The organism is Niallia circulans NBRC 13626, from assembly GCF_001591585.1.
Lineage (GTDB): Bacteria > Bacillota > Bacilli > Bacillales > Cytobacillaceae > Niallia > Niallia circulans.
Genome location: NZ_BCVE01000020.1, coordinates 72,500 through 85,231 on the forward strand (window position 1 = coordinate 72,500; position 12,732 = coordinate 85,231).

Consider the following 12,732-nt stretch of genomic DNA (forward strand, 5'->3'; position numbering starts at 1 on the left):
CAGTTTATCATGACTGTCAATTTGTATAGAAAAATATACTAGTAAAGTTATTCTAATTGTCACATAAAGTTAACGACTTGTCTTTTATTACCACCATCTCCAAACCATCATCAACTATAAAAAAGAATAATGGAAGAATTTCTGATTAATAAAACTCCTTTACTTCAGTAATTCTTTTTTTTCTTCTTCTGATAAGACAGAGAATAGATCTGCCGTTTTATATGCCTCGATAGTGGCAAAGTTCATATAGTCTACTACCTTAACATTCAGTATATCCTGTACAAGCTCCGAAATTCTGATATCTTGAGCGGGCTTTCTCCATTTTTTATTCGTTAAAAATGCCCATAGCTCGTCTTCCTTAATAGTCTCATAGCCAAGTAAATGAAACTCTTCTAACTTGCTGTTTAATACAGGTTTAACTTGTGAACGATATTGGTCATATATGTGTGTTGATGTTGACGACATTCCTATTCACTCCATTACAGTCATTTTATCTTACTTTTAAACATGGGAGCTATCTCCTTTTACTTCTATACCTCCATATTGCTAAGCAAACCATTTTACCTAGAAAAAAATATGATTCCTTTTTCATACTAACAATAAAATATCGTCTCTTCCTTACAACAAACTTACTTTTATAAAAAAACCTTGTCATGCTTTGTCCACTCTGTTGCATATAGATAATTGTATAGTATTATTCGCTATTTGAGAAGGCAGGTAATAGAATGTCTAAGTTTTTAAAAGGAACAATGATTTTACTTATAGCAGGATTTATTACTAGAGTTCTTGGATTTATAAATCGAATTGTTATCGCACGATTTATCGGAGATGATGGTGTTGGACTCTACATGATGGTTTACCCGACAATGATATTAGTTGTAACCATCACTCAGCTTGGACTGCCTGTAGCAATCTCTAAGAATGTAGCCGAAGCCGAAGCAGCAGGGAATTTACGAAAAGTAAAGAGCATCTTAATCGTTTCCTTAAGTACAACTTTAGGTCTAACAGTGATCTTTACTCCAGCTTTATTTCTTTTAGCACCCTATCTTTCTCAAACCCTATTTACAGATGAAAGAACTCTTTTACCACTTCTTGCGATTACGCCAATTATCCCAATAATCGCTGTTTCATCTGTTTTGAGAGGGTATTTTCAAGGCAGACAAAATATGAAGCCAGCTGCAATTTCTCAAGTGATTGAACAAATCGTTCGGATTGCGTTAATTGCGACTTTAACAAAAGCCTTTCTGCCTCTTGGAGTCGAATATGCTGCTGCAGGGGCAATGCTCGCTTCTGTTCTTGGAGAACTAGCGTCTTTATTCTATTTACTAGCATCATTTAAATGGAAAAAAAAATTTCATTTGCGGAAAAAATTCTTCCAATATGTACATAATGGAAAAAATACTTTCCAAGAACTAATGACAATTGCTTTACCAACAACAGGAAGCCGAATGATTGGCAGCATCGCTTGGTTTATTGAACCCATTGTTGTAGCACATAGCTTATCATTAGCTGGTCTTACTGCTATCAATGCAACAAAACAATATGGAGTATTAACTGGTTTTGCACTCCCACTCTTAATGCTGCCATCCTTCTTTACTCAATCATTATCAACATCTCTTGTGCCTGCTATTAGTGAAGCAAAAGCTAATAATCAACTAAAGCTAATCGAACATTTATTACAGCAAGCACTCAAATTCACCTTTATGACAGGTGGACTTGCCATTGTAGTCCTATATGTGTTGGCTGAGCCTTTAATGACCGTTATGTACGGAAGCACGCGAGGCACTTCCTTTATTCAGCTAATGGCACCGTTCTTTATTCTTAATTATTACCAAGGTCCACTTCAGGCTACTTTGCAAGCCTTAAATTTTGCTAGAGCAGCAATGATTAACAGCTTTATCGGAGCAGCCGTTAAAACAGCATTAATTTTTATTCTTGCAAGTCGACCAGAGTTTGGAATTTTCGGAGTAGCTATTGCCTTAATTGTTGGGTTTGTTTTAGTAACGATCCTTCATTTTGCTACAATATTAAAAACAATTAGTTTCTCGATTATTGTGAAAGATTATATAAAAATGCTGCTTGTTATTTTGCTGACTGCTTATCTTGGCTCTCTTTTAGTCAAAACAATAACGTTCCCTTCCATTCTGATACAAATCATCAGTATTACTAGTATAATCTGTATCTTTTATATCATATTGCTTTTTCTTTTCCGTTTAATGAACAAAAAAGATTTAGCAAAAATCCCTTGGATTGGTCCATTTTTTTCTTAAAACTTTTTCAACTGTAGCAACCAATGAGAATTCCGCTTCTCACTGGTTGCTTTTTTACTGAAAGATTTCACTGTTGTTCTTTCTTTAATGATCAATCACATCAATATAAAATTCACCGTCTTGATAACTGCAAAAGGAGATGTTTTTTATATTAACATATCCTTTATCTTTTAATTGCTGTCTTAACCATAGATTAGTTTTTCCTATTCTCTCTAGGTTGCTCTCTTGAATAATTCCATCCATAATTAATGGAATAGTAATAGATGACTTATTTTCTTCTTTTTCAAATACAGAAAGTTTACCTGATGTTTCTAATATGGCAAACTCTACATCTGCAATATTGCGGATATTTTTTTCTCTAAGCTGAATTAATAAGTCATCATAATTATAGCGCTGGCTTCTCATTGCTTTTTCGTCAATTTTACCATTTTTGATAATTAATGTTGGTTCTCCCTCAATAAAATCACGCATTTTTTTGCTTTTTAAAGAAAAGAACGCAAGAAGCACTTGAATGGCTAGTAGGATAAACATTGGAAATAGCGTTGGTAAAATGGGATCCTTATAATCTTCTATAGCAACAACAGCAATTTCTGCGATCATAATGAATACAACAAGATCTAGTATGCTTAATTCCCCTATTTCCCTTTTTCCCATCATTCGAAAAATAAGAACGATTAAGAAGTAGATCAAAATCGTTCTAAACAAAATGATCAAATACTGGTCCACATTATCTCCTCCGATCAAATATGTTCTCTTTTAATCTGCTCCATACGATAAAAATAATACAGAAAAGTAGCAGTATAAGGATGAGAGAAAAATGTGTTTTTAAATATTTTTTAATTCTATTTTCTTCCTTCCCGAATATGCTTGTACTAGAGAACTTTTATAGAAAACTTTAAATGTTTTGGAAAGGAGAGGTTTACAATCGAAGAGAGTAAACATGTTGGCAGTTCTGTTTTATACGGTCTAATTGCCATTTTCATTATGTTAATAGCAAGCAGTTTGTTCTTTTCCCTATTATTAAGATTTACATCTATTCAAGAATCATCCCTGCGATATATTATTACAGCCGTATCCTTTATAACTTTATTTGCAGGTGGTTTTATTTCCGGCGGGAAAGGTAAGGAAAGAGGTTGGTTTCTTGGGGGACTCACGGGGTTCATCTATTCCATCATCATTTTTTTATTTTCCTTTCTAGGCTCTGACCAACTATTTACGATAGAACAAACCATTTATCATGTATGTTATACCCTTATTTGTATGATGGGAGGTATTTTGGGGGTAAATCTTTCCAAAAAATAAATAACTAAAAATCCTTCGATAAAATACAAAAGTGCAATCTTATTTTTTAAGACTGCACTTTTTTTACTTATTGTTCTGTTTTTTCTAATGTTGGACTAGCTACTGCAGCAGAGGATTCTACTACTTCACGAATTGCATTACGATCAAATGTCAGGCGTGAGCCATCTTTTGATTTTAATACAACCGTTCCTTCATCAATTGCATCGATTGTAGCATGCATGCCGCCAATCGTGACAATCTTGTCCCCTTTTTTTAAGCTACTTTGCATATCACGCACAGCTCTTTGACGCTTTTGCTGTGGACGAATTAGCAAGAAATAGAATAGTACAAACATTAAAATAAACGGTAGTAAACCAGCTAAATTTCCCATCTATATTTCCCCTCCTTTCAAATTCTCTATTAAAAGTTTTTAGCGTTTGGTTTATTAAAACCATAACGTTCGAAAAACTCTTCTTTAAAATCTCCTAAACGGTCGTTTCTGATTGCGTCTCGGACATTCTCCATTAAGTTTAACAGAAAATATAGATTATGGTAAGATGTAAGCCTTATTCCGAATGTTTCGTCACATCGAATAAGGTGACGAATATATGCCCGGCTATAATTTTTACAAGTATAGCAATCACACTCAGGATCCAATGGTCCAAAATCTCTAGCATATTTAGCATTTTTCACAACAAGACGGCCTTCACTTGTCATCACCGTACCATTTCTTGCTATTCTGGTTGGTAACACACAGTCAAACATATCAATCCCACGAATTGCACCATCGATTAATGAATCTGGTGAACCTACTCCCATTAAATAACGCGGTTTATTATCTGGCATTAATGGCGTTGTAAATTCAAGGACACGATTCATCACATCCTTAGGTTCCCCAACTGATAATCCACCGACTGCATAGCCAGGTAAATCTAAAGAAACTAAGTCTCTTGCACTTTGTTTGCGAAGCTCTTCGTATTCTCCACCTTGAATAATACCAAATAAACCTTGATCCTCTGGACGTTTATGTGCCTTTAGGCAGCGTTCTGCCCAACGAGAAGTTCGTTCCACTGATTTCTTCATATAATCGTATTCTGCTGGGTAGGGCGGACACTCGTCAAATGCCATCATAATATCTGACCCTAGGGCATTTTGTATTTCCATTGCTTTTTCTGGGGAAAGGAATAATTTATCCCCATTTAAGTGGTTGCGAAAATGTACGCCTTCTTCTTCGATTTTGCGGAAATCACTTAAACTAAAGACTTGAAATCCGCCCGAGTCCGTTAATATCGCTTTATCCCAATTCATGAATTTATGAAGCCCGCCTGCTTCTTTCACAATGTCATGACCTGGTCTTAACCATAAATGATAGGTATTACTTAAAATGATATTTGCTCCCATCGTTTTTAAATCTTCTGGTGCCATTGTTTTTACTGTTGCTAACGTTCCAACTGGCATAAAAGCCGGCGTTTCAAAAGATCCATGGGGTGTATGGACAATCCCCAATCTGGCGCCTGTTTGCTTACAAGTTTTTATGAATTCATAACGTATTGCTGTCAAATTTATTTTCTCCTTCATATAAAGTGAATCTTTCTCAGATTCATGATTAATTTTCCGTTTTTAATGAAAAAATATCTAGTAACTAAAAAACAGTAGAATCGACTATATTATTCTAAAGAATATTACTGCGAAACTCAAGCAATTGATAACCTATCATGATGATCGATTACTTATTGTATAAACATTGCATCGCCAAAACTAAAGAAGCGGTATCTTTCTTTGACTGCTGTTTCATACGCATGAAGAATGTTCTCTCTTCCTGCCAGTGCGCTTACTAGCATAATTAACGTCGATTTAGGCAAATGGAAATTCGTAATCATGCCATCAATTCCTTTAAATTCATATCCAGGGTAAATAAAGATACTTGTCCATCCACTGCTTTCTACAAATTCACCATTATTGGCAGAGGCAATTGTTTCAAGCGTTCTAGTTGAGGTTGTACCTACAGAAATTATTCGTCCGCCTTGACCTCTTACACTATTTAATAAGGCAGCTGTTTCCTTATTAAGCTGATAAAACTCCGCATGCATTTCATGTTTATCTACATCCTCAACGTTTACTGGTCGGAAGGTGCCAAGACCAACATGCAGAGTAATAAAGGCAATATGTACACCCTTTTTCTTTAGTGCATCTAACAATTCTGTTGTAAAATGGAGCCCAGCTGTTGGAGCTGCCGCAGACCCCCTTTCCTTCGCGTAAACAGTTTGATAACGATCTTGGTCGTCTAGTTTTTCTTTAATATAGGGAGGCAGCGGCATCTCGCCAAGCTGATCCAAGATTTCGTAAAAAATGCCCTCATATTGAAAATCAAGAATACGCCCACCGTGTTCCAACTCTTTTACACAAACTGCTTTTAGTGTTCCATCTCCAAAGGAAATAACGGTACCTTCTTTGACTCTTTTGGCTGGCTTGACAAGTGTTTCCCACTTGTCATCTTTTTGCTGCTTCAGCAATAAAACTTCAATATGTGCTCCAGTATCTTCTTTTTCACCATGTAATCTAGCTGGCAATACTCTTGTATCATTTAATACTAAACAATCTCCAGGATTAATATACTCATATATATCTTTAAACTTGCGATGTTCTAAATCGCCAGTTTCTTTATTAACGATCATGAGTCTGCTGCTTGTACGATCCTCTAAAGGCGTCTGCGCAATTAATTCTTCTGGTAAATAAAAATCAAATAAATCTACTTTCATATCTGTCCACCTATTCTCTTTTATACAATCTTTTTTAGCGAAATTTCCCGATAAAATAAAAAACTAAAGATAAAATGATACTAATCACAATACAAGTTGTAATTGGAAAATAAAAAGTTGAATGCTCTTTTTTAATCAAAATGTCACCAGGAAGTTTTCCAATCGGCACAAACTGCATTACTAATCCAATAAGAAATACAATCACACCAATAGTCATTATATACTTAGGAATATCATTCATTATTTTCGTCCTTCATACCGCTTATTCTTTTCTATTATTTAAATGTTTCCATCAATCCAATTTTATATTTAAATGTTCATAAACAAGATGTGTGACGCTTCTCCCTCTAGGAGTGCGCTGCAAGAAACCAATCTGCAGTAAATATGGTTCATAGACATCTTCAATCGTATGTGCTTCTTCCCCAATTGTTGCAGCAATGGTTTCTAATCCTACTGGTCCACCTTTAAATTTATAAATCATTCCTAGTAATAATTTATGGTCAATATGATCTAACCCTAAACGGTCCACTTGCAAAAGTTCAAGGGAATGGTCTGCCAATTCTTTCGTAATCATTCCATCACCCTTTACTTGTGCAAAATCCCGCACTCTTCGTAAAAGGCGATTCGCAATTCGAGGTGTACCTCTTGATCGTCTAGCAATTTCCCATGCTGCAAGGTCCTCTATTCCAATTTGAAGTACATCTGCTGTTCGGGAAACAATATCTTTGAGTTGATCTACCTCATAATATTCCAATCTAGACAGAACCCCAAAACGATCTCTTAACGGTGCAGAAACGGAACCCGCTCTAGTAGTCGCACCAACAAGAGTGAATGGAGGTAAATCTAGGCGAACTGATCGAGCACTGGGACCTTTGCCTATTACAATGTCTAAACAGTAATCTTCCATGGCAGGATATAAGACCTCTTCTATAGCTCGCGGCAAACGATGTATTTCATCAATAAATAACACATCCCCAGGCTCTAAGGCAGTTAAAATTGCTGCTAAATCACCTGGCCTTTCGATTGCTGGACCAGCAGTTGTACGAATATTAACTCCCATTTCATTCGCAATAATCGTTGCAAGTGTTGTTTTCCCTAAACCAGGGGGACCATATAATAATACGTGATCAAGAGCCTCTTCTCTATATTTAGCCGCTTCGATAAACACTTTTAAATTTTCTTTTACTTTATCTTGCCCAATATATTCCTGTAATTGAATGGGTCGAAGACTTTTTTCAAATGATAAATCTTGTGTATCTGCTTCACTTGAAATAATTCGATCATCCATAACATTCACTCCTTTCTTCTAGATAATCGTTTATCCACATTTATCTTTTTAAAAGAAGCTTCAATGCCAATTTGATATAACCATCTGTTGATAATTGTTCCTTCTTTAAATGTGGGATAATTTTTTTGACTTCTTTCTCCGAATATCCAAGTGCGGTTAAAGCAAGCATCGCTTCATCCATTGCTGAATCACTTTCTGCTTTCGCTACATGCCTTTCTACTGTAAATAAATCCGGGGAGAAATCTGGCATAAACTCTGCTAGTTTCCCTTTCAAATCCAAAATCATTTGTCTTGCTGTTTTCTTGCCAACACCAGGGAACTTCACAAGGAATGCTTCATCTTCCGCTTCAATAGCGGATATTACTTGGCTCGGTTCTCCAGATGCAAGGATAGCCAATGCTCCCTTAGGTCCGATTCCTGAAACGTTAAGGAGCTTGGTAAATAAAGCTTTTTCATCTTGCGAACGAAAACCGTATAAGCTAATATTATCTTCTCTAACATAATGGTATGTATATACAGTAATCTTACTACCAGAAAAGGCAGAAAACGAAAATGGATTAGGTGTTTTAATCTGATAACCAATCTCATTATTTTCCACTACGATGTATTCTGGTCCAACAAATTCTACATTCCCTTTTATATATTCGTACAAATTATATTCTCTCCCTTATAAAGAAAACTTCCAAAAGTAGGGCTCCGTGCCCCTTAAGTGTGGGATAAATCCTAGCCCTTATTTTATCATACTATTTTGTAGAACTGCTATTATAGATGATTTTCATAATATTCTTGCAAAAAAAAAGTGAGCAGATTCGACACGTTTACTGTGTTTCCTCTGTTCACTGATAATTCCTTAATTAGTAGTTTCAATTGTTGTTAAGTTTTTAAAGGTTTCAAGTACTTTTACATAACGATCTCTTGATTTAATCGGAATACCTTTTTGTAAATCTTCATGTTGTTTCGACTCCAGCTTCTTTAAATCAAGCTGGAAAAAGGACTGAATAATGTTCTCTTCAGCCGGTTTTCCATTATAAATGGTTAAAATCCCTTCTTCATTAATGCCAAAATAACCATTTGTTTTCAACAATGGAGATATATCATCAACTTCTTGTTTAAAAACAAGCTCTCTGCTTGTCATATCTACCAGCTGCCATTTATCATACTTTGACCAGAAATCTTCCATCGACCATACTGTCTCTTCTATTGTTTCTTCACTCACTTCTCCGTCTAAATAAATCCTTTGCAATACGACTTGCAATTTTTTAGGATTCTCATTTTGAGAGACACCGCTTCCAGTCTTTCCATATACTTGTCCGTTTGATAAAAAGACAGTAAGAATACTGACAAGAAGAACAGTTGAAAATAAAAGGAATCTGGTTTTCATTATAACCACCTCTTCACATTACTCACAACAGCATCTTTATTTCCAAGGAAATAAGGTACTGTCAATCTAAAGTTTGGTTTTAAACAACCTTACTCTCTATTATTCTCACCATAAAAAATAATTTCATTCCTAATTTTTAGCAATCTTATATTGGAGGGTTCTCTCATAGCGTATCGTAGTAACTCTCTCCAGGTGGAATCATAATGAATCCTATTTCAATAGTTCGTTTTTCTGTTTTAGGGCATGTTTTATATTAACCATCGCTAATCTAATCCCCTCTATAAACGACACTTGAGCATGCCATCCAAGATGGACTTGTGCCTTCTTTGTTGAAATTCTACTTTTCTCTCCTTTTTTCAAACCCACGCGAGGAAGAGAATCTTCATTTATCAATGACTGAATAATAGAGACAACTTCTTTCATTGAATATTTTTCCATCGGACAAATATTAAAAATTTCATTCGTGCCTTTATTTAAACTAGAAATAAAGGCTTTAACAGCATCACTAATATGTAAAAAATGTTTCTTATCTTCTCCGTCTTTAAAACAAATAGACGGACGATTTTCCAACACATTTTTGATTGTTGTTTCCACTATACTTTCGTTCTGCTTCTGGAAGGAATATTCTCCATATAAAATAGGAAATCGTAAAATCGTATAAGAAAGACCATATAATGTATGATAATGTTGTATATATTTCTCCACTATCTTTTTCGATAATCCTTCAAATAGCACTGGTTGTAAAACCATATCCTCTGTGATCACATCTTCCAAGTCCCCATAAACTGCTATGGTAGACGGAAAAATAATTTTTCCTACTTTAGCTTCCACACATGCCTCCAGTACTTCAAGCGTACGAGCAATATTCTTCTCTGAATGTTCAAAGGAATCTTTCATTTTGTTAGACATAATTGGCTCATTTGATAAGTCAATTACACAATCGATTTGATACTTTTCCATTAAATCTGCTAATTCCATCTTGTTCAAGAAAGTGTTTACTTGATGATGAACTAGAGAGGACAGGATGCTATTTTCTTTTTTCCGATCAGCTACTATGTAACAAACTTGCTTGTTTGAAAGTTCTTGCATTAGAGCATGTCTAATTTTATTCTCTTGTCCACCTACGATTAGCACTCTCACTATATATCCCTCCGCCATTTTCGGCTTTTAACTAACATTTTATGAGTTCTTTATAACGAATTTAATTTTCATTATAAAGTATATCTCTTTTCTCTTATAATTTCAATAACTAATTCATTATATAGAACGATCCTTTTTTTCTATTATAATCATGCTTTTCTTCTTGTATATTTGGGGGAATATCGTCTATCACTTTTAAAACGTTTCTAATAAAGAACGAATGGACTAAAAACTAACCCCAAGTGGTTATACCACTCAAAGTTAGTTTTTTTATTATCTATTGTCCCTAGCTGGATTTAAATCCTGAAAAATATTTTCAATATTATGGTTAATCGTTTGCCGCGGCTGACCATTTCGAATCGAACGATTTATATCTTCTATACTGTTAAATATTCCTCTATCTGTGATGATTGAAATGTCTCTTCCGTTTAGTGAATCATTTAGTTTGTCTTTTACCTGCGCTTTTGTTTTGGCCACATTCTTTGTATTTTCCACTTCCAATGCAACTAAAACGTTCTCTCCATAAACAAGCGTACGTGCATTTTTTACATTATCCATTTTAGTAACTCGATCGGATATTTTTTCAGCTAATTCTGTGTCATAAGATACTCTTTCATTCTGATCATTTATATTTACGTTATCACGATTGTTGTGATTATTTACATTTCTTACGTTTGTTCTGTTTCTATTGTTTACATTCCGAACATTGGATCCATTTGTATTTCCTTCATCCCCAAAAGTATGGTCCATCATTTCTGTAATTGGTCCATCATTATCGGCATTCCCAACGCCATTGTTTCCTTCATGCTGTTCATTTGAATAATATCCAATTGGCCTAGTATTATTAAGGCGATTTCGATCAGCAGTTTGATCCTCATTTACACCACAACCTGTTAATCCAAAAGACAATGTCAACAGAACTGGAGCAACTAGTTTAACTTTACGCATAGTAGAATTCTCCCCTTCATGTAAAACTTGAGCAATTTCCTTGCTCTCTTTTATCTTCTACTGTTCGGAAAGAAACATACTGTAAAGTCTAGCCAGTCTTTTTTTTATGTCTTATGTTCCTACAAGTTGTTGCAGTTTTTGATAAAATTTCTTCCTTTTGTGAAACTGATTGGTTGTTAATAATTGTACTTGTTCTAACAAGTAGGCATTATCTACATCTTTATTTCTGATTATTCTATTCCATTCCCTCAGAATATCTGTCGGATATATTAAAGCCATTAAAAACCATTTATCTTTAAAAAGATCGGCGTAGCCTTGCATACTTTGTAAATCTTGTATAGACCATCCTATATCAGGAAGAATGCGATTAGCAAATTGTAAATAGTCTGCAATTCGTGGACCAATACTAATTAAATCAAAATCAATTAAGTATAATTCATTATTCCTAACACGTAAGAAATTATGATGAGCAACATCCCCATGCAGGATTACGTTTGGGTTTGTATCCAAATAGTCTATTTTGTTTTTTATTGAACCAAATGAATAATCAGCCCATTCCATTATTTCCTTTACTATGTCTTTTTTTACATATTGCTCAATAATTGGTATATTCATTCGATATTCTTCTAGTCTGTGTTCAAATTTTTTCATTAAATGAAAAGTTGGCAAGATATACTTATATATTTCTACCAGTCGCTCTGTAACTGAATAATAATGTTCCAATAATTGAAGTGCTTCCCGTCTATTCCGCTTACTATGATATGAAAAAGAATCTTTATGTGGGGGAAGATATTCAATCAGCCCATACACTTTATTATCGATAACAATTGGCTCCTCATCGAACTCATAAAATTGATATGTCTGTGTAAAACCTTCTTGTTTAAGCGCTCTTGTAAAAGCAACTTGAACTTTGAGTTTTTGATAACTAGTAAAACCTTTTAAAATTATCCAATATTGCTTCGTTTTTATTAGATATACATCATTTCTAATCCTGCTTAATTCGATGATTTGGAACGGTATTTTTTTTTCTAATAAAGAAAGGAGACGATAATAAAAAGTATCGTCCCCTCTATGAAAAAAATCATAGATCACTGCTTTCATCCTCTTGGTATCTTGGCATTCCAAATGGAGTACCTTGATTCATGCCATATGGATTCATAAATGGCGGCTGCCCAATAGCAGGATTATAAGGAGGTGTGAATACTGGAGCATTCCCTCCCGGTCCATAAGCAGGTGATGCCACTTCTGAAGTAATCGCCCCTTCATAAGATGGCGCCTCTTGAACTGGACCATTATTTTCCGTTGAATAGGAGTTTGGCGTATTTCCAACAGCATCTTGAGGATAAGGAGATTGATTTATTGAAGATTGATTATATCCGGTCGGATAGCTTCCCATTTCCATTCCTGGATTGAACATCCCCGCCATTGGATGACCTCCTAATTCCGGGCTAAATCCTTGCGGTATTCCTCTCATATCCATTCCTGGATTGAATCCCCCCGTCATTGGATAGCCTCCCATTTCCGGACCAAATCCTTGCGGCATTCCTCCCATTCCTGGATTAAATCCTCCGCCCATTGGATGGCCTCCCATTTCTGGTCCAAATCCTTGCGGCATTCCTCCCATTCCTGGATTAAATCCTCCGCCCATTGGATGGCCTCCCATTT

At 35.1% G+C, this 12,732-nt stretch carries 14 protein-coding genes and 1 pseudogene; 2 read left to right on the top strand and 13 right to left on the bottom strand.

The features are described 5' to 3' along the window. Positions 1 to 159 precede the first annotated feature (159 nt). On the bottom strand, positions 160 to 465 hold the full coding sequence (locus tag BCI01S_RS19475) for a post-transcriptional regulator (protein ID WP_047944304.1): 306 nt from the start codon (positions 463 to 465) through the stop codon (positions 160 to 162). Between the two features lie 260 nt (positions 466 to 725). Here BCI01S_RS19475 and spoVB point away from each other — a divergent pair, with 260 nt between their 5' ends. Beyond that, a complete protein-coding gene (spoVB, locus tag BCI01S_RS19480; RefSeq protein WP_047944303.1) occupies positions 726 to 2,270 on the top strand; it encodes a stage V sporulation protein B in 1,545 nt (514 codons plus the stop codon). Positions 2,271 to 2,354: 84 nt separating this feature from the next. Here spoVB and BCI01S_RS19485 read toward each other — a convergent pair whose 3' ends face one another. Next, positions 2,355 to 2,996, bottom strand: a complete 642-nt coding sequence (locus BCI01S_RS19485; protein WP_047944302.1) for a DUF421 domain-containing protein — start codon at positions 2,994 to 2,996, stop codon at positions 2,355 to 2,357. Positions 2,997 to 3,194: 198 nt separating this feature from the next. On the opposite strand from BCI01S_RS19485, the gene BCI01S_RS19490 reads away from it, so the two are divergent. After that, positions 3,195 to 3,572 (top strand): TIGR04086 family membrane protein, encoded by a 378-nt coding sequence (locus BCI01S_RS19490; RefSeq protein WP_082138430.1) that lies wholly within the window; start codon positions 3,195 to 3,197, stop codon positions 3,570 to 3,572. 67 nt (positions 3,573 to 3,639) lie between these two features. Here the strand turns inward: BCI01S_RS19490 and yajC are convergent, their stop codons facing one another. From yajC to BCI01S_RS19545, 11 genes and pseudogenes are all read right to left on the bottom strand, one after another. Further along, positions 3,640 to 3,942 carry a preprotein translocase subunit YajC gene (yajC, locus tag BCI01S_RS19495; RefSeq protein WP_047944300.1) on the bottom strand — a complete coding sequence of 101 codons (303 nt, stop codon included), beginning with the start codon at positions 3,940 to 3,942 and terminating at the stop codon, positions 3,640 to 3,642. Between the two features lie 29 nt (positions 3,943 to 3,971). Further along, positions 3,972 to 5,111 (bottom strand): tRNA guanosine(34) transglycosylase Tgt, encoded by a 1,140-nt coding sequence (gene tgt / locus BCI01S_RS19500; protein ID WP_061800802.1) that lies wholly within the window; start codon positions 5,109 to 5,111, stop codon positions 3,972 to 3,974. Positions 5,112 to 5,281: 170 nt separating this feature from the next. Next, positions 5,282 to 6,310, bottom strand: coding sequence for a tRNA preQ1(34) S-adenosylmethionine ribosyltransferase-isomerase QueA (gene queA, locus BCI01S_RS19505; protein WP_061800803.1), 1,029 nt, complete (start codon positions 6,308 to 6,310; stop codon positions 5,282 to 5,284). A gap of 34 nt (positions 6,311 to 6,344) precedes the next feature. Further along, positions 6,345 to 6,551: a DUF2905 domain-containing protein gene (locus tag BCI01S_RS19510; protein WP_047944297.1), complete on the bottom strand. Its 207-nt coding sequence runs from the start codon at positions 6,549 to 6,551 to the stop codon at positions 6,345 to 6,347. A gap of 51 nt (positions 6,552 to 6,602) precedes the next feature. Beyond that, positions 6,603 to 7,598, bottom strand: a complete 996-nt coding sequence (gene ruvB, locus BCI01S_RS19515) for a Holliday junction branch migration DNA helicase RuvB (RefSeq protein ID WP_047944296.1) — start codon at positions 7,596 to 7,598, stop codon at positions 6,603 to 6,605. Between the two features lie 40 nt (positions 7,599 to 7,638). Then, complete coding sequence (gene ruvA / locus BCI01S_RS19520; RefSeq protein WP_047944295.1) at positions 7,639 to 8,250, bottom strand: Holliday junction branch migration protein RuvA; 612 nt, start codon at positions 8,248 to 8,250, stop codon at positions 7,639 to 7,641. A gap of 198 nt (positions 8,251 to 8,448) precedes the next feature. Then, the gene (locus BCI01S_RS19525) at positions 8,449 to 8,979 is read right to left on the bottom strand and encodes an intercompartmental signaling factor BofC (RefSeq protein WP_061800804.1); all 531 of its coding nucleotides are present in this window, start codon (positions 8,977 to 8,979) and stop codon (positions 8,449 to 8,451) included. A 210-nt stretch (positions 8,980 to 9,189) separates the two neighbouring features. After that, positions 9,190 to 10,119 carry an NAD-dependent epimerase/dehydratase family protein gene (locus BCI01S_RS19530; protein ID WP_061800805.1) on the bottom strand — a complete coding sequence of 310 codons (930 nt, stop codon included), beginning with the start codon at positions 10,117 to 10,119 and terminating at the stop codon, positions 9,190 to 9,192. 273 nt (positions 10,120 to 10,392) lie between these two features. After that, positions 10,393 to 11,067, bottom strand: a complete 675-nt coding sequence (locus BCI01S_RS19535; protein WP_047944292.1) for a YhcN/YlaJ family sporulation lipoprotein — start codon at positions 11,065 to 11,067, stop codon at positions 10,393 to 10,395. A gap of 111 nt (positions 11,068 to 11,178) precedes the next feature. Next, on the bottom strand, positions 11,179 to 12,159 hold the full coding sequence (locus BCI01S_RS19540) for a phosphotransferase (RefSeq protein WP_061800806.1): 981 nt from the start codon (positions 12,157 to 12,159) through the stop codon (positions 11,179 to 11,181). Continuing rightward, positions 12,149 to 12,732: pseudogene (locus BCI01S_RS19545) on the bottom strand (hypothetical protein); the annotation flags it as partial. The pseudogene BCI01S_RS19545 and the gene BCI01S_RS19540, both read right to left, overlap by 11 nt.